The organism is Streptomyces sp. NPDC056224 (assembly GCF_042267665.1).
GTDB lineage: Bacteria > Actinomycetota > Actinomycetes > Streptomycetales > Streptomycetaceae > Streptomyces.
Map to the genome: position 1 here is coordinate 62602 of NZ_JBHJTK010000016.1, position 19362 is coordinate 81963.

The 19362-nt window shown below is 71.1% G+C and carries 18 protein-coding genes and 1 riboswitch; of the genes, 8 read left to right on the forward strand and 10 right to left on the reverse strand.

Features of this window, described 5'->3' with window-relative positions:
• Positions 1 to 140 precede the first annotated feature (140 nt).
• The 7 genes from pyrH to ACFCZ1_RS20255 all read left to right on the forward strand — a co-directional run bounded on the left by pyrH (position 141) and on the right by ACFCZ1_RS20255 (position 7952).
• Positions 141 to 920, forward strand: coding sequence for a UMP kinase (pyrH, locus tag ACFCZ1_RS20225; protein WP_073913371.1), 780 nt, complete (start codon positions 141 to 143; stop codon positions 918 to 920).
• Positions 921 to 1005: 85 nt separating this feature from the next.
• Positions 1006 to 1563, forward strand: coding sequence for a ribosome recycling factor (gene frr / locus ACFCZ1_RS20230; RefSeq protein WP_030016386.1), 558 nt, complete (start codon positions 1006 to 1008; stop codon positions 1561 to 1563).
• The gene (locus tag ACFCZ1_RS20235) at positions 1563 to 2636 is read left to right on the forward strand and encodes a phosphatidate cytidylyltransferase (RefSeq protein WP_376679638.1); all 1074 of its coding nucleotides are present in this window, start codon (positions 1563 to 1565) and stop codon (positions 2634 to 2636) included. The genes frr and ACFCZ1_RS20235 overlap by 1 nt, the downstream gene beginning before the upstream one ends.
• Before the next feature lie 94 nt (positions 2637 to 2730).
• Positions 2731 to 3843, forward strand: a complete 1113-nt coding sequence (gene rlmN, locus ACFCZ1_RS20240) for a 23S rRNA (adenine(2503)-C(2))-methyltransferase RlmN (RefSeq protein WP_376679639.1) — start codon at positions 2731 to 2733, stop codon at positions 3841 to 3843.
• 58 nt (positions 3844 to 3901) lie between these two features.
• Positions 3902 to 4011: riboswitch (TPP riboswitch) on the forward strand.
• An 85-nt stretch (positions 4012 to 4096) separates the two neighbouring features.
• Positions 4097 to 5194 (forward strand): thiamine ABC transporter substrate binding subunit, encoded by a 1098-nt coding sequence (locus ACFCZ1_RS20245; RefSeq protein WP_376679640.1) that lies wholly within the window; start codon positions 4097 to 4099, stop codon positions 5192 to 5194.
• Between the two features lie 95 nt (positions 5195 to 5289).
• Complete coding sequence (locus ACFCZ1_RS20250; RefSeq protein WP_376679706.1) at positions 5290 to 6906, forward strand: ABC transporter permease; 1617 nt, start codon at positions 5290 to 5292, stop codon at positions 6904 to 6906.
• Complete coding sequence (locus ACFCZ1_RS20255; RefSeq protein ID WP_376679641.1) at positions 6906 to 7952, forward strand: ABC transporter ATP-binding protein; 1047 nt, start codon at positions 6906 to 6908, stop codon at positions 7950 to 7952. Before ACFCZ1_RS20250 ends, ACFCZ1_RS20255 begins: the two co-directional genes overlap by 1 nt.
• Before the next feature lie 28 nt (positions 7953 to 7980).
• Here the strand turns inward: ACFCZ1_RS20255 and ACFCZ1_RS20260 are convergent, their stop codons facing one another.
• From ACFCZ1_RS20260 to ACFCZ1_RS20305, 10 genes are all read right to left on the reverse strand, one after another.
• Positions 7981 to 9231, reverse strand: coding sequence for a cytochrome P450 (locus ACFCZ1_RS20260; RefSeq protein ID WP_376679642.1), 1251 nt, complete (start codon positions 9229 to 9231; stop codon positions 7981 to 7983).
• 39 nt (positions 9232 to 9270) lie between these two features.
• A complete protein-coding gene (locus tag ACFCZ1_RS20265) occupies positions 9271 to 10665 on the reverse strand; it encodes an NAD(P)/FAD-dependent oxidoreductase (RefSeq protein ID WP_376679643.1) in 1395 nt (464 codons plus the stop codon).
• On the reverse strand, positions 10655 to 10891 hold the full coding sequence (locus ACFCZ1_RS20270; protein ID WP_376679644.1) for a ferredoxin: 237 nt from the start codon (positions 10889 to 10891) through the stop codon (positions 10655 to 10657). Before ACFCZ1_RS20270 ends, ACFCZ1_RS20265 begins: the two co-directional genes overlap by 11 nt.
• Positions 10892 to 11024: 133 nt before the next feature.
• Entirely contained in the window at positions 11025 to 11627 is a 603-nt protein-coding gene (locus tag ACFCZ1_RS20275; RefSeq protein ID WP_376679645.1) for a hypothetical protein, read from the reverse strand.
• A 102-nt stretch (positions 11628 to 11729) separates the two neighbouring features.
• Complete coding sequence (locus ACFCZ1_RS20280; RefSeq protein WP_376679646.1) at positions 11730 to 12635, reverse strand: hypothetical protein; 906 nt, start codon at positions 12633 to 12635, stop codon at positions 11730 to 11732.
• An 80-nt stretch (positions 12636 to 12715) separates the two neighbouring features.
• Positions 12716 to 13807 carry an LOG family protein gene (locus tag ACFCZ1_RS20285; RefSeq protein WP_376679647.1) on the reverse strand — a complete coding sequence of 364 codons (1092 nt, stop codon included), beginning with the start codon at positions 13805 to 13807 and terminating at the stop codon, positions 12716 to 12718.
• A 25-nt stretch (positions 13808 to 13832) separates the two neighbouring features.
• A complete protein-coding gene (locus tag ACFCZ1_RS20290) occupies positions 13833 to 14912 on the reverse strand; it encodes a hypothetical protein (RefSeq protein WP_376679648.1) in 1080 nt (359 codons plus the stop codon).
• Complete coding sequence (locus ACFCZ1_RS20295; RefSeq protein WP_376679649.1) at positions 14894 to 15661, reverse strand: ABC transporter ATP-binding protein; 768 nt, start codon at positions 15659 to 15661, stop codon at positions 14894 to 14896. The genes ACFCZ1_RS20290 and ACFCZ1_RS20295 overlap by 19 nt, the downstream gene beginning before the upstream one ends.
• Positions 15662 to 15859: 198 nt before the next feature.
• Positions 15860 to 17221, reverse strand: a complete 1362-nt coding sequence (locus ACFCZ1_RS20300; protein WP_376679650.1) for an aspartate aminotransferase family protein — start codon at positions 17219 to 17221, stop codon at positions 15860 to 15862.
• A 3-nt stretch (positions 17222 to 17224) separates the two neighbouring features.
• Entirely contained in the window at positions 17225 to 17728 is a 504-nt protein-coding gene (locus ACFCZ1_RS20305) for an Lrp/AsnC family transcriptional regulator (protein ID WP_362131488.1), read from the reverse strand.
• A gap of 169 nt (positions 17729 to 17897) precedes the next feature.
• Here ACFCZ1_RS20305 and ACFCZ1_RS20310 point away from each other — a divergent pair, with 169 nt between their 5' ends.
• On the forward strand, positions 17898 to 19337 hold the full coding sequence (locus ACFCZ1_RS20310; protein ID WP_376679651.1) for a gamma-aminobutyraldehyde dehydrogenase: 1440 nt from the start codon (positions 17898 to 17900) through the stop codon (positions 19335 to 19337).
• The last annotated feature ends 25 nt before the right edge of the window (positions 19338 to 19362 follow it).

The window sequence follows — 19362 nt, forward strand, 5'->3', positions numbered from 1 at the left end:
CGGACCCCGGTAGGGTCTGAAGCAGTCGTCCGCGCTTGCGCGAGGCGACCGCAGATCTGACGAGGAGGCCATTGCCGCAGAGGGAACCGCGAGGACCCACCGGCAATGGCCTTCTTCGTATGTGCACGAGGAGATCTCCCATGAATCAGGGCGTGGACCCCCACACCGCATCCGACGACAAGAGCGACCAGGACAAGAAGGGCCGCCGCTTCATGCTGAAGCTGTCGGGCGAGGCCTTCTCCGGTGGCAGAGGACTGGGCGTCGACCCCGACGTCGTCCACGCCATCGCGCGCGAGATCGCCGCGGTGGTCCGTGACGGCGCGGAGATCGCCGTCGTGATCGGCGGCGGAAACTTCTTCCGCGGCGCCGAACTCCAGCAGCGCGGCATGGACCGGGCCCGGTCCGACTACATGGGCATGCTCGGCACGGTCATGAACTGCCTCGCCCTCCAGGACTTCCTGGAGAAGGAGGGCATCGACTCCCGCGTGCAGACCGCCATCACCATGGGTCAGGTCGCGGAGCCGTACATCCCGCTGCGCGCCGTGCGGCACCTGGAGAAGGGCCGCGTCGTCATCTTCGGCGCCGGCATGGGCATGCCGTACTTCTCCACCGACACCACGGCCGCCCAGCGCGCCCTGGAGATCGACGCCGAGGCCCTGCTCATGGGCAAGAACGGTGTCGACGGGGTCTACGACTCCGACCCGAAGAAGAACCCGGACGCGGTGAAGTTCGACGCGCTGGAGTACGGAGAGGTCCTCTCCCGCGACCTCAAGGTCGCGGACGCGACCGCCATCACGCTGTGCCGTGACAACAAGCTGCCGATCCTCGTCTTCGAGTTGCTCGCCGAGGGCAATATCGCGCGCGCCGTCAAGGGTGAGAAGATCGGCACGCTCGTCAGCGACCAGGGAACCCGGGCCTGAGCAGTCCGCTGCCGGACCGAGCCCGGACCGGACCCGTCCGCCCCGCCCGCCTGACCCATCCATTCAAGACATGCAGGAGCACGTGGTGACCGAAGAGATCCTCCTCGAGGCCGAGGAGAAGATGGAAAAGGCCGTCGTCGTCGCCAAGGAAGACTTCGCCGCGATTCGCACCGGCCGTGCGCACCCGGCGATGTTCAACAAGATCGTGGCGGAATACTACGGCGCCATCACGCCCATCAACCAGCTCGCGTCCTTCTCGGTGCCCGAGCCGCGCATGGCGATCGTGACCCCGTTCGACAAGAGCGCCCTGCGCAACATCGAGCAGGCCATCCGCGACTCCGACCTCGGTGTGAACCCGAGCAACGACGGCAGCATCATCCGGGTGACCTTCCCCGAGCTGACGCAGGACCGCCGCAAGGAGTACATCAAGGTCGCGCGCACCAAGGCCGAGGACTCCAAGATCTCCCTGCGCGCCGTCCGCCGCAAGGCGAAGGACGCCCTTGACAAGCTGGTCAAGGACAAGGAGGCCGGCGAGGACGAGGTGCGCCGCGCGGAGAAGGAGCTCGACGACACCACCGCGAAGTACGTCGCGCAGGTGGACGAGCTGCTCAAGCACAAGGAAGCCGAGCTGCTCGAAGTCTGATGAACGACTCTTCCTGGCAGCCGGAGCCAGTTCCGGCGGGTCCCGCATACGATGCGCAGGTGGGCCCGCACACTCGGCCCATGCCCATCGTGCCCGATGCCGCCGGCCGTGACTTCGACGACCGGGAAGCACGCGATCGGGGGGCCGTCCCGGACGGCGGCCTCCTCTTCCGCGCCGAGACGCCGCCGCAGGAGCCCATGCCCAGCCCCCCGCCCCCGCATGCCCCGCAGCCGCAGGACTCCTCGCCTCCGCCGAAGAAGCGGGCGGGGCGGGACCTGCGTGCCGCCATAGGGGTCGGCGTCGGCCTCGGCGCGGTCATCTTCGCCTCGCTGCTGATCGTCAAGGCGGTCTTCGTCGGCGTCATCGTCGTCGCGGTCGTCGTCGGTCTGTGGGAGCTCACCTCCCGGCTGCAGGAGAAGAAGGGCATCAAGGCCCCGCTGGTCCCGCTCGCCGTCGGTGGCGCGGCCATGGTCATCGCGGGATACGTCCGCGGTGCCGAGGGCGCCTGGGTGGCCATGGCCCTGACCGTGCTGGCGGCCTTGGTCTGGCGGATGACCGAGCCGCCGGAGGACTACCTCAAGGACGTCACGGCGGGTGCCTTCGCGGCGTTCTACGTGCCCTTCCTGGCCACGTTCGTCGCGATGCTGCTCACCGCCGACGACGGGCCGCAGCGGGTGATCACCTTCCTGCTGCTGACCGTGGTCAGCGACACCGGGGCCTACGCGGTCGGCTGGCGCTTCGGCAAGACCAAGCTCGCGCCGCGCATCAGCCCCGGAAAGACCCGCGAGGGCCTGCTCGGCGCGGTGGCGTTCGCGATGGCCGCCGGTGCGCTGTGCATGGAGTTCCTGATCGACGGCGGCTCCTGGTGGCAGGGCCTGCTGCTGGGGCTGGCGGTCGCGGTCAGCGCCACGCTGGGTGACCTCGGCGAGTCGATGATCAAGCGGGACCTGGGCATCAAGGACATGGGCACCCTGCTCCCGGGCCACGGCGGCATCATGGACCGGCTCGACTCGCTGCTGCCGACCGCTCCAGTGGTGTGGCTGCTGCTGGCCGCGTTCGTCGGTACGGGCTGACCTGCGGAAAGGCGTCGTAACACGCCGGGCGGTTTACTCTTGGAAGGCGCGCTGCTTCTGCGGCGCGCCTTTCGTCTTACAAGGAGTACCTGCCATGGCCCGCCCTGTTCCGGGAGAGCTCACCTTCGTCGCCCCGCGCGGAGCCAAGAAGCCGCCCCGGCACCTCGCCGACCTCACTCCCGAGGAGCGCCGTGAGGCGGTCGCCGCGATCGGCGAGAAGCCGTTCCGGGCCAAGCAGCTCTCCCAGCACTACTTCGCGCGCTACGCGCACGACCCGGCCGAGTGGACCGACATCCCCGCCGGGTCCCGCGAGAAGCTCCAGCAGGAGCTCCTCCCGGAGCTGATGAACGTCATCCGGCACATCAGCTGCGACGACGACACCACCCGCAAGACCCTGTGGAAGCTGCACGACGGCACGCTCGTCGAGTCCGTGCTGATGCGCTACCCCGACCGGGTCACCATGTGCATCTCCTCGCAGGCCGGGTGCGGCATGAACTGCCCGTTCTGCGCCACCGGCCAGGCGGGCCTGGACCGCAACCTGTCCACCGCCGAGATCGTGCACCAGATCGTCGACGGCATGCGCGCGCTGCGCGACGGCGAGGTCCCCGGCGGCCCGGCGCGGCTGTCGAACATCGTCTTCATGGGCATGGGTGAGCCGCTGGCGAACTACAACCGCGTGGTCGGTGCCATCCGCCGCCTCACCGACCCGGAGCCCGACGGCCTGGGCCTGTCGCAGCGCGGCATCACCGTCTCCACCGTCGGCCTGGTCCCGGCCATGCTGCGCTTCGCCGACGAGGGCTTCAAGTGCCGCCTCGCGGTCTCGCTGCACGCGCCCGACGACGAGCTGCGCGACACCCTGGTCCCCGTGAACACCCGCTGGAACGTCCGCGAGGTCCTCGGTGCGGCCTGGGAGTACGCGGAGAAGTCCGGCCGCCGGATCTCCATCGAGTACGCCCTGATCCGCGACATCAACGACCAGGCCTGGCGGGGCGACCTGCTGGGCAAGCTGCTCAAGGGCAAGCGCGTCCACGTCAACCTGATCCCGCTGAACCCGACGCCCGGCTCCAAGTGGACCGCCTCGCGGCCCGAGGACGAGAGGGCCTTCGTGGAGGCCATCGCCCGGCACGGGGTCCCCGTGACCGTCCGGGACACCCGCGGCCAGGAGATCGACGGCGCGTGCGGTCAGCTGGCCGCTTCGGAGCGCTAGGTTCCGGTTCTGACCGGTCACGATCGGTCACGGGGTACCCTGTGGCCGAACCAATTTCATATTCCGACAGGGGAGCGCCACAGCGCTGAGAGTGCGGTATCCGTCATCCGCAGACCCTCTGAACCTCGCCCCGGTCATTCGGGGTAGGAAGTTCGGTCACCACTCAAGCTGTTGCGCCCTGCCCGGCGTCCGCTCCCGCAGAGCGCCGGGCGGGGCCGCGTCTTCTCCTGGACATCCCAGGAGGAATTCACCAGTGAGCACCACCAAGAGGATCGCGGGCGCGGCGCTCGCGGCCGCGCTGGGCGTCGCCACGCTCAGCGCCTGCGGCGAGGACGCCAAGGACAAGCCCGCGGGCGCGAGCGACGCCCCGAAGTCCAAGACCGTCACGCTCGTCTCCCACGACTCCTTCAACGTGACCGACACGGTCCTCAAGGAGTTCGAGCAGCAGAGCGGCTACACCGTCAAGGTGCTGAAGTCGGGGGACGCAGGCGCGGCGCTCAACCAGGAGATCCTCACCAAGGGCACCCCTCGCGGCGACGTCTTCTTCGGCGTCGACAACACCCTGCTCTCGCGCGCCCTGGACAACGGCATCTTCACGCCGTACGAGGCCAAGGGCCTGGCCGGGGTCAAGCCGGAGTACGTGCTCGACAAGGAGCACCGGGTGACGCCGATCGACTCGGGTGACATCTGCGTCAACTACGACAAGGCCTACTTCGCCGACAAGAAGCTCGCCCCGCCGCAGACGCTGGACGACCTGGTCAAGCCCGAGTACAAGAACCTGCTGGTCACCGAGAACGCCGCGACCTCCTCGCCCGGCCTCGGTTTCCTGCTCGCCTCCGTCGGCAAGTACGGCGAGGAGGGCTGGAAGGACTACTGGAGCAAGCTCAAGGCCAACGGCGTCGAGGTCGTCGACGGCTGGGAGCAGGCCTACAACGAGCGCTTCTCCGGCTCCGCCGGCGGCAAGAAGGCCAAGGGCGACCGCCCGCTGGTCGTCTCCTACGCCTCCAGCCCGCCGGTCGAGGTGCTGTACGGCGAGCCGCAGCCGGCCGAGGCCCCGACGGGCGTCTCCACCGGCACCTGCTTCCGCCAGATCGAGTTCGCGGGTCTGCTGAAGGGGGCGAAGAACGAAGAGGGCGGCAAGGCGCTCGTGGACTTCCTGATCGGCAAGAAGTTCCAGGAGGACATGCCGCTGCAGATGTTCGTGAACCCGGTGGTGAAGGACGCTTCCCTGCCGGAGCTGTTCACCAAGCACGGTGTGGTGATCGAGAAGCCCGAGAACGTCGCTCCCGAGACCATCGCCAAGAACCGTGAGCAGTGGGTCAAGGCATGGACCGCACTGGTCGTGAAGTAAGCGGTACGAAGGTTCCGCGCGCGGCGCCGGGGGACGCCGCGCCGGTACCCGCCACCCGTGGGTCCGGCCGGGCCACGGCCTCGCACCTCGCCCTGATGGCCGTACCCCTCGTCTTCTTCGGCCTGTTCTTCGCCTATCCCGTCGCCGCGATCGTCGGGCGCGGGCTCAAGACCGACGAAGGCTGGCAGTTCGGCCGGATCGGCGAGGTGCTCGCCCGGCCCGACATCGCCGACGTGCTGTGGTTCACCACCTGGCAGGCGCTCGCCTCCACCGCGCTCACGCTGGTGATCGCACTCCCCGGCGCGTACGTCTTCGCGCGCTTCGACTTCCCCGGCAAACAGCTGCTGCGGGCGGTGGTCACCGTCCCCTTCGTGCTGCCGACCGTGGTGGTCGGTACGGCCTTCCTCGCGCTGGTCGGCCGGGGCGGGCTGCTGGACGAGCTGTGGGGCGTCCGGCTGGACACCACCGTGTGGGCGATCCTGCTGGCGCACGTCTTCTTCAACTACGCCGTCGTCGTCCGGACGGTCGGCGGGCTCTGGGCGCAGCTCGACCCGCGCCAGGAGGAGGCCGCCCGTGTGCTGGGCGCCGGACGGTTCGCCGCCTGGCGGCTGGTGACGCTGCCCGCGCTGGCCCCGGCGGTGGCGGCCGCCACGCTGATGGTGTTCCTGTTCACCTTCAGCTCCTTCGGCGTCGTTCAGATCCTGGGCGGGCCCTCCTACTCCACCCTGGAGGTGGAGGTCTACCGGCAGACCGCGCAGCTCCTGGACCTGTCCACGGCCGCCGTGCTGACGATGGTGCAGTTCGCGGCGATCGGCGGGATCCTCGCCGTGCACGCCCGGACGGTGCGCCGGCGGGAGACCGCGCTGCGGCTCGTGGACCCGGCGCGCACGGCCCACCCGCCGCGCGGTTGGGCGCAGCGCGCCCTGCTGGGCGGAGTGCTGCTGACGGTCGCGCTGCTGATCGTGCTGCCCCTGGGCGTCCTGGTGGAACGGTCCTTCGACGTTCCCGGCGGATACGGTTTCGGCTTCTACCGGGCACTGCAGGAGACGGGCGCCGGTGGCGGAACGTTCCTGGTGCCGCCGCTGGAGGCGGTCTGGAACTCGCTCCAGTACGCGCTCGCCGCCACCGCCATCGCCCTGACCGTCGGAGGCCTCGCCGCCGCCGCGCTGACCAGGCGCGCGGGCCGCTTCGTACGGGGCTTTGACGCGCTGCTGATGCTGCCGCTCGGGGTGTCCGCCGTGACGGTGGGGTTCGGCTTCCTGATCACCCTGGACGAGCCGCCGCTGGACCTGCGGACCTCGTGGATCCTGGTGCCGCTCGCGCAGGCGCTGGTGGGCGTGCCCTTCGTCGTGCGGACCATGCTGCCGGTCCTGCGCGCCGTCGACACGCGGCTGCGGGAGGCGGCCGCCGTCCTCGGCGCCTCCCCGCTGCGGGCGTGGCGGGAGGTGGACCTGCCGCTGGTGAGGCGGGCCCTGCTGATCGCGGCCGGGTTCGCCTTCGCGGTCTCACTGGGCGAGTTCGGCGCGACCGTCTTCATCGCCCGGCCCGACCGGCCGACGCTGCCGGTGGCCGTGGCGCGGCTGCTGGGACGGGCCGGCGAGCTGAACTACGGGCAGGCGATGGCCCTGAGCACGATTCTGATGCTGGTGTGCGCGGTGTCCCTGCTGGTGCTGGAGCGACTGCGACCCGACAAGACCTCCGGAGAATTCTGATGACGCTGCTTCAGCTGGAGGGGGTGTCGGTCCGCTTCGGTGAGCGGACGGGCGGGTACGCCCTGGACCGCGTGGACCTGCGGGTCGCCGCACACGAGATCGTGTGCGTGCTGGGGCCGAGCGGCAGCGGCAAGTCCACGCTGCTGCGGGTCGTCGCCGGTCTCCAGCGGGTGTCCGCGGGGCGGGTGCTGCTGGCGGGCGCGGACCAGGCGGCCGTGCCCGTGCACCGCCGGGGCGTCGGCCTGATGTTCCAGGACCACCAGCTCTTCCCGCACCGGGACGTCGGCGGGAACGTCGCCTTCGGGCTGCGGATGCGGGACTCCTCGAAGAGCGCCCGCGAGGACCGCGTCGCGGAGCTGCTGGAGCTGGTCGGGCTCCCCGGAGCCGGAAAGCGGGCGGTGGCCTCCCTGTCGGGCGGCGAGCAGCAACGGGTCGCGCTGGCCCGGGCGCTGGCCCCGTCCCCGCGGCTGCTGATGCTGGACGAGCCGCTGGGACAGCTGGACCGCGGGCTGCGCGAGCGCCTCGTGGTGGAGCTCCGGGGGCTGTTCTCCCGGCTGGGCACGACCGTGCTGGCCGTCACGCACGACCAGGGGGAGGCCTTCGCGCTGGCCGACCGGGTGGTGGTGATGCGCGACGGGCGGATCGCGCAGGCCGGTACCCCGCTGGAGGTGTGGCAGCGGCCCGCGTCGGAGTTCGTGGCGCGGTTCCTGGGCTTCGAGAACGTGGTGCCGGCCGTGGTGTCGGGCGGCGCGGCGGGGACCCCGTGGGGGAAGGTGCCGGTCCCCGCGGGGGAGGCGGACGGGGAGCGGCAGCTGCTGATCCGCCCGGCGGGGGTCGTGCTGGGGCCGGACGGCCTGCGGTGCGAGGTGGTCTCCCGGACCTTCCGCGGAACGCACGTCGCCCTGCGGCTGCGGCCGCAGACGGGTCCGGTGCTGGAGGCGGAGTGCGGGCTGGCGGGGGCGCCCGCCGTGGGGGACCGGGTCGCGGTGACCTTCGCCCCCGCGGAGGTGGTCGTACTCCCGGCGGACGCCCCGGGCTCCGGTTGACGCGGACGACCTGTCCGGACGACACCCCCTACGGGCGGATGCCGTCGCAGGAGACGGGCAGGTGACGCGGGCCGCGCAGGACCGCGTTCTGACGGTACGGGGGCGGGTCCTCCAGCAGCTGCGGGTTCTCCAGCCTGCGGGCCAGCTCGCTCAGCGCCAGCTGGGCCTCCAGCCGGGCCAGCGGAGCCCCGAAGCAACTGTGGATCCCGCTGCCCAGACCGAGGTGCTGGATGTCCCCGCGGTCCGGGTCGAAGCGGTCCGGGTGGTCGAACCGCTTGGGGTCGCGGTTCCCGGACGCGAGGATCAGCCAGAGCGACGCGCCCTTGGGGATGGTGACTCCGCCGACCTCGATCTCGGCGAGCGGGCTGCGCTGGGGCAGCAGCTGCACCGGCGGTTCGTAGCGGAGCAGTTCCTCGACGATGGGGACGGCCAGGCCCGGGTCCTCGCGCAGCCGCTGGAGGATCTCCGGGTGGCGCAGCAGGGTCAGCATCCCGTTGGTGATGAGGTTGACGGTGGTCTCGTGGCCCGCGATCAGCAGGAGGGCCGAGGTGCTGAGGATCTCCATCGTCGTCATCGTGCCGTCCGGGGTGTCCGCGGTCGCCAGGTGGGACAGCATGTCGTCGCCGGGGTTCTTGCGGCGCTCCTCGATCAGCCCGGCCAGGTACATGCCGAGCTCCATCCGGGTGTCCTGCGAGCCCTTGTGGCGCTGGGAGGGATCGGCGTCCGGGTCGGGGTCCAGGCTGGCCGCGAGGGTGTCGGCCCAGACGTGGAACCGCGGCTCGTCCTCGGGCGGCACACCGAGCAGCCGGCAGATCACCGAGACCGGGAAGGGGTAGGAGAACTGGTCGACCAGGTCGATCCGGTCCAGCCCGTCAGCCGCGACGATGCCGTCGACGAGCCCGGAGACGATGCCCTTGAGCTCGCCGCGCATGTCGTGGACCCGGTGCGGGGAGTGCGGCGGCCCGAAGGGCCGGTTCGTCATCCGGCGCAGCCGGTCGTGCTCCGGGGGGTCGAGGCCCAGGAAGGACGGCGGGAGGGCCGTCTCCCCCTCCTCCTCCCCGGTCTGGGCCAGCGGATCACCCGCCGTCGGCGTCAGGTTGCGCCGGTCGGAGCTGATGCGGGGGTCGTGCAGGAGGCTCTGGATCTCGTAGTACGTGCTGATGACGTACGGCCCGTCCCCGTCGTGGGACACCGGCGTCTTGCGGAGCTCCTCGTACAGCGGATACGGATCGGCGCGGTTCGCGTAGTCGATGATCTCCCGCAGGATGGCTTGTGTCATGACAGGTCCTCGTGGTCCTCGGGGGAGGGCGCGGCGCGGTCAGTGGCGCGCGGGGGTGAAGGTCATCTTCCGGTCGGCCGGCGAGTAGCCGCTGAGGGTGATGGTCGGGCCGTGCGTGGGCACCGACGGGTCGGGGAAGTCCGCGGGCATCGGCCTCTGCCCCTCCGGCCTGCGGTCCACGGTGGTGAACGGCGGCGGGAACGGTGCGGTGGTCTCGATCAGGTGCTGGTAGAACGGCAGCCAGCGGCAGTGGTCGAAGGTGACGCCGGCGATGACGCGCCCCTGGTACCCGTACACGGCGCTGAACCTGCGCTCGCCGCGCGAGCCCTGCGTGATGAGGATCTCCGTGCCCATCGGGGGGACGCCGACGGACTTGATGTTCACCCCGAACTGGGAGGACCAGAAGGCCGGGACCCACACGTGGGGGCGGCGGTCCATGCCCTCGCTGAGCATGTTGTGCGCCGCCGTCTCGGCCTGGGCGACCGCGTTGCCCCAGTGCTCCAGGGACAGGAACTGGTACCCGAAGAGCGCGTGCGGGGAGCGTGCCACGTCACCCGCCACATAGATGTCGTCGGTGACGATGCCCCAGATGTTGAAGGCCCGGCAGCCCGCGTCACAGGCGATGCCGCGGGGTCCCGCACCCAGTCCGGATCCGGCGAGCCATTCGGTGTTGCGCTGCGCACCGAGCGAGACGACCACCACGTCGGCCTCGACGGTGGCGCCGTCGGAGAGGTGGGCGGCGCGGACGCGCCCGGAGGGGTCGCCCTCCAGCCCGGTCACCATCACCCCGGTACGCAGGTCCACCCCGTGCTCGCGGTGCATCTCGGCCGCTACCTCCCCGATGACCCCGCCGAGCGCGCCGACCAGCGGGGCGTTGCCCCGCTCGGCGACGGTGACCGCCAGGCCCCGCTCGCGGCAGGCGGACGCGATCTCGGACCCGGTGAAACCGGCTCCGATGACCAGGACCCGGCGGGGACCGGCCGCGAGGCTGCGCTCCAGCGCGGCGCCGTCGTCGCGGGTGCGCAGGACGAAGACGCCGTCGAGCGCTCCCTCCTCCTCGTTCGGCCACGGCCGGGCCCGTACGCCGGTGGCGATGAGCAGGCGGTCGTACTCCACCTCGTCGCCGTCGGCGAGCCGGACCCGACGGCCCGCCATGTCCAGGCCGGTGGCGGGGACCCCGAGCCGCCACTTCGCGTCGATGTCGCGGCGACGGGGCAGGGCCGTGCGGTCCGCCCGCGCCATGCCCAGCAGGACCTGCTTGGACAGCGGGGGCCGGTCGTACGGCTCGTAGGGCTCGTCACCGATCATCGTGAGCGAACCGGTGAAGCCCTTCTCGCGCATGGTCTCGGCCGCCCGCAAGCCGGCCAGGGAGGCGCCGACGACGACGATGCGGCCGTCGCGCTTGAGGCGCTCCAGGCTTCCGTCACCGTTCACCGCGCACCTCCGCGGCGAGTACGGGCCCGTCCGGCGCGTCGTATTCGACGAGGATCGCCTGGACCGGGCAGGCGGCGACGGCACGCGCGACGTTCTCGCGCTGCTCCTCGTCCGCCTCCGGGTTGTACAGCAGCGACTCGTCCCCGTGCATGGCGAACACGTCGGGAGCGAGGAAGGCGCACTGCGCGTATCCCTGGCAGCGATTGAGGTCGACGACAAGTCTCATGAAAGACCCGCCCTTCCGTGGCCCGATCATCCGCGTGATTCCCGTCGTCCCCGAGCCCCCCGCCCCGTGCCCTCCCCTCATCCAGCATGCACGCGGGAGCCGGTGACGGCCTGCGGGACGGCAGACGCAAAGGTCAAGGCCGCCTTCGCAGGATGTGGACGCTGATGACGAGAGCCCAGGCCGGGAACACCAGCTCGGACCAGGGCACACCGGAGCCGATGACGATCAGGACCAGCGCGACGACGGTTCCGAACACGGCCAGCGGCCTGGGGAAGACCCCGAGCCGCCGCCCGATCGTCGAGGTCGCGAAGACGAAGACGGCGGCCATCCGCATGGAGTAGGTCGCGAGGATCGTGTACGCGTAGTGGCGGCCGAAGTCGGAGGGCGTGTTCTCCGCGAGCACGGTGCCCGCCGCCCCGGCGGCGACGAACAGGGTGGCGGCGAAGACGAACCCGCTGCCGAGGAACACGGTGGCGACGAACTTGTCCTCGGCCTCGCCGGTATGGGCGCGCAGGGCGCCCATGAACCAAAGGAAGAAGATCCCCGCGAAGGGCACGATCTCCAGGGCCACCCGTACCGCCCAGCGCCGGCCCGGATCGATCTCCGCGTCGGCCGCGTTCCCCGACGGGAGGGCGGTCCGCACCAGCACGATCGCCGTCGCGAGCAGCAGCGCGAAGCCGACTCCGGCCAGTCCCGCGGCGCGCGGGGTCCGCAGCCGCTCGGTCGTGGGTTCCATGAACCCTCGCTTTCTCCCCCGTCCAGCAAGCGGCAGGCGCGGCTCCGCCACCATCGGGGACCGGCCGACCGGGTGAACCGGCCGGCCGGTTGACCGGCCCGGCTACCCCACCGGCTCGGGGACCGGGGCGTCCGCCCCCACGTCGGAGCCCTCGTGCTTGCCGTACCAGGCGACGGCCACCGCGCCGGTCACGGCCAGGACGAAGCCCAGGGCCGCCAGCCAGGCGAGGCCCGGGCGGGAGGCGTCTCCGAGCCACAGGACGCCGATCGCGCCCGGCAGGACCGTCTCGCCGACGACCAGGGCCGCCGTCGCACCGTTCACCGAGCCGATCTGGAGGGCGACCGTGTGCAGGTACATGCCGCCGACGCCCGCCACCACGATGGCGTACAGCGCCGGGTCGAAGAGCATCGTGCCGAGGTCGAAGGGGTCGACGCCGTCCAGGATCCGGACGCCGACGCCCAGCGCGCCGAAGCCCAGGCCCGACAGCAGCCCCGCCAGGATCGCCGCCCCGCCGCCCAGCAGCCGCACGGCCACGGTGCCGCCCAGCATCAGCAGCAGGGTGATCCCCAGCAGCCACCAGTGCGTGGCCATCGGGGCGTGGTGGCCGCCCTCGTGGCCCGCCGCCGTGGCCAGCAGCACCAGCGCCGTGCAGACCACCCCGATGGAGGTCCACTCCTTGCGGCTCAGCCGGATGCCCAGCATCTTCACGCTCAGCACGGCCGTGATCACCAGATTGGCGCTGATCACGGTCTGGGAGAGGAACAGCGGCAGCATCCGGGCCGCGAGCGCGCCCAGCCCGAAGCCCACGAAGTCCAGGATCGTGCCGACGATGAACTCCCAGGTCATCGCCGCCTTGGCGGTGGACGAAAGGTTGGGGCCGCCGTGCGCCGTCACGCCGGCGGCGGACGGGGACATCCGGGCGGCGCGGCGTGATCCCACGGCTTGGAGGACGGATCCCGTCCCGTAGCAGATGGACGCCGCGACAGCGGTCAGCAGTCCTATGAGCACCAAGGGCTCCGTTCACGTCTGGCAGGTTTTGCGGTACCTCTGCCAGACGTGAGAACGGGCCGGGAAGTTGCCTCCGGAGCTCAGCTCATCGACGCGAGCGCGTCCGCAACCTCGTCGACCGAGTCCACCAGGGCGATCCTGGACTCCATCGCCCGGCCGCGCGCCAGCGTCCGCAGCAGGGGCCAGACCGGGAGGTGCTCGGTCCAGTGGTCCCGGTCGACCAGGACCATCGGCGCCGGTTCGCCCCGCGACGCGTAGTAGTTCGGCGTCGCGTTGTCGAAGACCTCCTGGACCGTGCCCGCCGCACCCGGCAGGAACACCACGCCCGCAGTGCACCGCGCCAGCAGCCCGTCCTCGCGCGTGGCGTTCGCGAAGTACTTCCCGATGTGGCCCGCGAAGGCGTTCGGCGGCTCGTGACCGTAGAACCAGGTCGGGATGCCCACCGAGTCGCCGCCACCGGGCCACCGGTCGCGCACGGCGAACGCCGCCTGCGCCCAGTCGGACACCGACGGGGCGAAGGACGGGGCCTTCGCCAGCAGCTCCAGGGCTTCGGCGAGGGCCTCGTCGGGGGCCGGTGCCAGGTACGCGCCGAGGTTGGCGGCCTCCATCGCGCCGGGGCCGCCGCCGGTGGTCACCGTGAAGCCGGCCCGGGCCAGCAGCCGGCCCAGTTCGGCCGCGCCCCGGTACTCCGCATTGCCCCGGGACACGGCGTGGCCGCCCATCACGCCGACCACCCGGGCACCGGCGAGGTGCTCGTCGAGGGCGTCGGAGACGGCGTCGTCGTGGAGGGAGCGCAGCATCGAGGAGAACAGGTCGCCGTCCGCCCTGGTCTCCTCGAACCACGCGTGGGTCTGGGCGTCGGGAGTGGCCTCGTACCCGCCGGGCAGCCCGGCGAACAACTCCTCGGGCGTGTACAGCAGGCTCCGGTACGGGTTGAACGGCAGGTCCGGCACGGGCGGGAAGACCAGGGCGCCGTCGGCTCGGACCTTCGCCGAGGCGTCGGGTTCCATCGCGCAGCCCAGGAAAACGGCTGCCGAGGTGTCCGCGGACAGCAGGGCGAAGGTCCGCTCCAGCAGGTTGACCGACTGGATCCGGTATCCGCCGAGCGAGCCGCGGGCCACGACCCGGTCGAATTCTGCGAGCGTCTCGATCTCGATGTCTGCTTTGACCATTCGGCCCACCCTAAGGGCTGCCCGTTCAGCGGGTCAGTGCCAGCGACGTCAGCTGTGCCACACCCCAGCTGACCGGTACGCAGACGGCGAGCAGGACGGTTGCCCGCAAACTCGCGGCCGTACGCAGGACCTTGGCGGGCGCGCCGAGGTCGAGCAGGGCCTCGCGGGCGGCGGCGCGGCGCTGCCGGGCCTCCACCGCGGATGTGAGAAGGGTCGCGGCGGCGCACGCGGCGACCAGGGCCGCGGCCGGCCCGGTCAGCGGCCCCAGCGGGACGAGCAGCGCGCCCCGGTCGGGCAGGGCCAGAGCGGTGAGGGCGCCCGCCCCGACCGCGCAGAGCACCCCGAGGGGCGGGCCGAGCCGGGGAGCCTCCTCCTGGAGGGCCCGCCCGGCCAGCAGCCGGAGCGCTCCCGGGCGCACGGCCTGGACCAGCGTGCCGCACGTGTAGGCCAGGCCGGGTCCGGCGAGGGCGAGGCCGGTCGCGGTCAGCGACCAGCCGGCGAGCATGCCCGGCCCGCTCCGCCCCGCGTACGCCTCGACGGCGAGGCCGCAGGCGGTCAGCGCGATGCCCCAGGGCAGCCCGGTCCGCGGGGCCGGCGAAGGGCGACGCCGGCGAAGGGCGTCGGCGGCGGCGCAGGCCGACGCGGTCAGCGGGAGCAGGACCAGGAGGGTCAGGGCAGCCGCCAGGGGCAGCGGCTGGTCGGCGTGGAGCAGCCCGGCCCCGGCTCCGTCGAAGGGCAGCCCGGCCAGATCGCCGCGCAGGTGGAGGAAGGCGGCCAGGGCCAGGGCGCTGCCCAGGGTGCAGGCGACGGCGGTGGAGAGCGCCGCGACCAGACCCAGCCGGACGGGCCCCAGCCCGGCGGCGTCCAGCCCCTCCCGGGGCCGGGTCGCCGGGTCGGTCCGGGCCACGGCGAGGGCGAAGTGGACCGTGGCGGCCAGCGGGACCAGGGCCCACAGCATGCGGGGGAACGATCCGGCGGGCCGGGCCACCGCCCCGGCGAGCACGTAGAGCAGCAGGAACCCGGTACCGGCCGAGGCCGCGGCGACGAGGAGCCGGCGCAGCTGGACGAGCGGGCGGGAGCCGCGGGCTAGGCGGAGAGCGAGCACGCGGCCTGGTCCTCCGTGGTCTCGGGGGCCAGGGGCCCCGCGGCCGCGTCGGTGCGGCCGTCGATCAGGGCCAGGCGGCGGTCGGCGACGGCCGCCGCCTCCTCGTCGTGGGTGGCCAGCAGCACGGTGATCTCGTGGGAGCGGGCCGCGGTGGTCAGCGTACGGAGCAGCAGCGCGCGCTCGGCCCGGTGCAGCGGAGCCGTGGGGTCGTCGGCGAAGATCACCGCGGGCACGCTGACCAGCGCCCGGGCCAGTGCCACTCGCTGGCACTCGGCCCGGGTCAGGGCGCCGGGGCGCTTGCGGGCGAAGCCGCCGATGTCGAGGCGGTCCAGCCATTCGCAGGCGGCGTGCTTGGCGGCGCGGTGGGAGGCGCCGGCGACCAGCAGCGGCAGGGCGGCGTTCTCCCACACCTTCAGCTCGGGCAGCAGCTGGGGCTCGGGGCCGATCCAGCCGAACCGCCCGCGGCGCAGCCGCTCGCGGGCCACGGTGCCCAGGGTGTGCACGGGGATGCTGTTGAACCAGACCTCGCCCTGCTCGGGCCGCAGCTGTCCGGAGAGGCAGCGCAGCAGCGTGGTCTTCCCGCTGCCGCGCGGGCCGGTCAGGGCCAGGATCTCGCCCTGGCGGACTCCGACGGAGACATCGGTGAGGCCGGGGGAACCGCTGTGGGAGTAGTGAAGGGAACGCGCCCAGAGCAGATCGTCTTGGGGCAGGGCGCTGTCGGGTGGGGCCGTGTCCCGTGGAGCCACCATGGCGTACACCTCCGTCCGGGGGGAACGAAGCGGAGCCCCTTCGGTCACTGGCGCCGCACTGAGATGTAAAGAGATGAACGTCTTGAATGCTGACAGCACACGGCCCGGACCCCCGCGTTCTCACTCGAACGGAGGATCCGGGCCGTGTGGTCGGACCATTGCGGCACCGGACGGCTCGACGCCCGGTCCGGCCACTGCCTAGAGCTTGGTCCACGCCTCGGTGAGCACCGAGCGCAGGATGCCTTCGATCTCGTCGAAGGTGCCCTGGTCGGCGATCAGCGGCGGGGCCAGCTGGATGACCGGGTCGCCGCGGTCGTCGGCCCGGCAGTACAGGCCGTTCTCGAAGAGCGCCTTGGAGAGGAAGCCGTAGAGCACGCGCTCCGTCTCCTCGTCCGTGAAGGACTCCTTGGTGACCTTGTCCTTGACGAGCTCGATGCCGTAGAAGAAGCCGTTGCCGCGGACGTCGCCGACGATCGGGAGGTCGTGCAGCTTTTTCAGCGTCGAGAAGAAGGCGTCCTCGTTGTCCAGCACGTGCTGGTTGAGGCCTTCCTTGTCGAAGATGTCGAGGTTGGCCAGCGCGACCGCCGAGGAGACCGGGTGGCCGCCGAAGGTGTAGCCGTGCAGGAAGGTGTTGTCGCCCTTGTAGAACGGCTCCGCGAGGCGGTCCGAGACGATGCAGGCACCGATCGGGGAGTAGCCCGAGGTCATGCCCTTGGCGCAGGTGATCATGTCCGGGACGTAGCCGAACTTGTCACAGGCGAACATCGTGCCGAGGCGGCCGAAGGCGCAGATCGTCTCGTCGGAGACGAGCAGCACGTCGTACTCGTCGCAGATCTCGCGGACCCGCTGGAAGTACCCGGGCGGCGGCGGGAAGCAGCCGCCGGCGTTCTGCACCGGCTCCAGGAAGACGGCGGCGACGGTGTCCGCGCCCTCGAAGAGGATCTCCTGCTCGATCTGGTCGGCGCACCAGCGGCCGAAGGCCTCGGGGTCGTCGCCGTAGATCGGGGCGCGGTAGATGTTGGTGTTCGGCACCTTGTGCGCGCCGGGGACCAGCGGCTCGAAGGGGGCCTTCAGGGCCGGCAGACCCGTGATGGACAGGGCGCCCTGCGGGGTGCCGTGGTAGGCGACCGCACGGGAGATGACCTTGTACTTGGTGTGCTTGCCCTGCAGCTTGAAGTACTGCTTGGCGAGCTTCCAGGCGGTCTCGACGGCCTCGCCGCCACCGGTGGTGAAGAAGACCTTGTTCAGGTCGCCCGGGGCGTAGTCGGCGAGGCGCTCGGCGAGCTCCACCGCCTTGGGGTGCGCGTACGACCAGATGGGGAAGAACGCGAGTTCCTGGGCCTGCTTGTAGGCGACCTCGGCCAGTTCCTTGCGGCCGTGACCCGCGTTGACCACGAACAGTCCGGCGAGACCGTCGAGGTAGCGCTTGCCCTTGTCGTCGAAGATGTAGGTGCCCTCACCACGCACGATGGTGGGGACGGGCGCGTTCTCGTAGGACGACATGCGGGTGAAGTGCATCCACAGGTGGTCGTACGCGGTTTTGGAGAGGTCCTGGCTCACGGGCTATCGAGTTCCCCACATGTAGGTCTGCTTCTTCAGCTTCAGGTAGACGAAGCTTTCGGTCGTCCGCACGCCGGGGAGCGTGCGGATCTTCTTGTTGATCGTTTCCAGCAGGTGGTCGTCGTCCTCGCAGACGATCTCCACCATCAGGTCGAACGAGCCCGCGGTCATCACCACGTACTCGCATTCGGCCATGGCGGTCAGGGCGTCGGCCACCGGGTCGAGGTCACCCTCGACGTTGATGCCGACCATGGCCTGGCGCCGCAGGCCCACGGTGAGGGGGTCGGTGACGGCGACGATCTGCATGACGCCCTGGTCGAGCAACTTCTGCACGCGCTGGCGCACAGCCGCCTCGGACAGGCCGACGGCCTTGCCGATCGACGCATATGGACGACGACCGTCCTCCTGCAGTTGCTCGATGATCGCCAGGGACACAGCATCGACCGAAGGGGACGGTTGTCTGTTCCTGGAATCTGCGCTTCGACTGACCACGACCTCACTGTGCACGAGGAGTCGTCTGTTCCGCAAGACGGAATCGATGAAATCCGTTGTCTGGCGACTCTGATCTCACTGATTTCGTAGGTCGTGGCATCCGGGTCTGTCGAAAGCGTCCGCCGAGAGGCTAGGCTTGGGATTCGTCTCAATCGTTGGACATGTGATCAGGAGTGTGGCTGTAGTGACCACCGAACTGCGTCGTCTGCGCAACTACATCGGCGGGGAGTTCAAGGACGCCGCCGACGGGCGGACCACCGAGGTGGTCAACCCGGCCACCGGCGAGGTGTACGCCACCGCCCCGCTCTCGGGCCAGGCCGATGTCGACGCCGCCATGGCCGCAGCCGCCGCGGCCTTCCCGGGCTGGCGTGACACCACGCCCTCGGAGCGCCAGAAGGCGCTGCTGAAGATCGCGGACGCCTTCGAGGCGCGCGCGGACGAGCTCGTCGCCGCGGAGTCGGAGAACACCGGCAAGCCGCTGGGCCTCACGGCCAGCGAGGAGCTGCCGCCGATGGTGGACCAGATCCGCTTCTTCGCCGGCGCCGCCCGGCTGCTGGAGGGCCGCTCGGCCGGCGAGTACATGGAGGGGATGACCTCGATCATCCGCCGTGAGCCGGTCGGTGTCTGCGCCCAGGTCGCGCCGTGGAACTACCCGATGATGATGGCCGTGTGGAAGTTCGCGCCGGCCATCGCCGCGGGCAACACCGTGGTGCTCAAGCCCTCGGACACCACTCCGGCCTCCACCGTCCTGATGGCGGAGATCATCGACTCCGTCCTGCCCAAGGGCGTCTTCAACGTCATCTGCGGTGACCGCGAGACCGGCAAGGCCATGGTCGAGCACTCCACCCCGGCGATGGCCTCCATCACCGGCTCGGTGCGCGCGGGCATGCAGGTCGCCGAGAGCGCCTCCAAGGACGTCAAGCGCGTTCACCTGGAGCTCGGCGGCAAGGCTCCGGTCGTGGTCTTCCAGGACGCCGATATCGCGAAGGCCGTCGAGGACATCGCGGTCGCCGGCTACTTCAACGCCGGCCAGGACTGCACCGCCGCCACCCGCGTGCTCGTGCACGAGTCGATCCACGACGAGTTCGTGGCCGCGCTCGCCAAGGCCGCCTCCGACACCAAGACCGGCCAGCCGGACGACGAGGACGTGCTGTACGGCCCGCTCAACAACCCGAACCAGCTCAAGCAGGTCGCGGGCTTCATCGAGCGCCTCCCCGCCCACGCCAAGGTCGAGGCGGGCGGCCACCAGGTCGGGGAGAAGGGCTACTTCTACGCCCCGACCGTGGTCTCCGGCCTCAAGCAGGACGACGAGATCATCCAGAACGAGGTCTTCGGCCCCGTCATCACCGTCCAGTCCTTCGCCGACGAGGCCCAGGCCCTGGAGTACGCGAACGGCGTCGAGTTCGCCCTCGCCTCCTCGGTGTGGACCAAGGACCACGGCCGGGCGATGCGGATGTCCAAGAGCCTCGACTTCGGCTGCGTGTGGATCAACACCCACATCCCGCTCGTCGCCGAGATGCCGCACGGCGGCTTCAAGAAGTCCGGCTACGGCAAGGACCTCTCCGCCTACGGCTTCGAGGACTACACGCGCATCAAGCACGTCATGACCTCGCTCGACGGCTGATCGGCCGCATCGGTCACAGCACAGC

Excerpts from the sequence above, each read along its gene's own strand:
- pyrH (WP_073913371.1), top strand. The coding sequence starts at position 141 with ATGAATCAGGGCGTGGACCCCCACACCGCATCCGACGACAAGAGCGAC.
- ACFCZ1_RS20235 (WP_376679638.1), top strand. The coding sequence starts at position 1,563 with ATGAACGACTCTTCCTGGCAGCCGGAGCCAGTTCCGGCGGGTCCCGCA.
- rlmN (WP_376679639.1), top strand. The coding sequence starts at position 2,731 with ATGGCCCGCCCTGTTCCGGGAGAGCTCACCTTCGTCGCCCCGCGCGGA.
- ACFCZ1_RS20250 (WP_376679706.1), top strand. The coding sequence starts at position 5,290 with ATGGCCGTACCCCTCGTCTTCTTCGGCCTGTTCTTCGCCTATCCCGTC.
- ACFCZ1_RS20255 (WP_376679641.1), top strand. The coding sequence starts at position 6,906 with ATGACGCTGCTTCAGCTGGAGGGGGTGTCGGTCCGCTTCGGTGAGCGG.
- ACFCZ1_RS20260 (WP_376679642.1), bottom strand. The coding sequence starts at position 9,231 with ATGACACAAGCCATCCTGCGGGAGATCATCGACTACGCGAACCGCGCC.
- ACFCZ1_RS20270 (WP_376679644.1), bottom strand. The coding sequence starts at position 10,891 with ATGAGACTTGTCGTCGACCTCAATCGCTGCCAGGGATACGCGCAGTGC.
- ACFCZ1_RS20275 (WP_376679645.1), bottom strand. The coding sequence starts at position 11,627 with ATGGAACCCACGACCGAGCGGCTGCGGACCCCGCGCGCCGCGGGACTG.
- ACFCZ1_RS20285 (WP_376679647.1), bottom strand. The coding sequence starts at position 13,807 with ATGGTCAAAGCAGACATCGAGATCGAGACGCTCGCAGAATTCGACCGG.
- ACFCZ1_RS20295 (WP_376679649.1), bottom strand. The coding sequence starts at position 15,661 with ATGGTGGCTCCACGGGACACGGCCCCACCCGACAGCGCCCTGCCCCAA.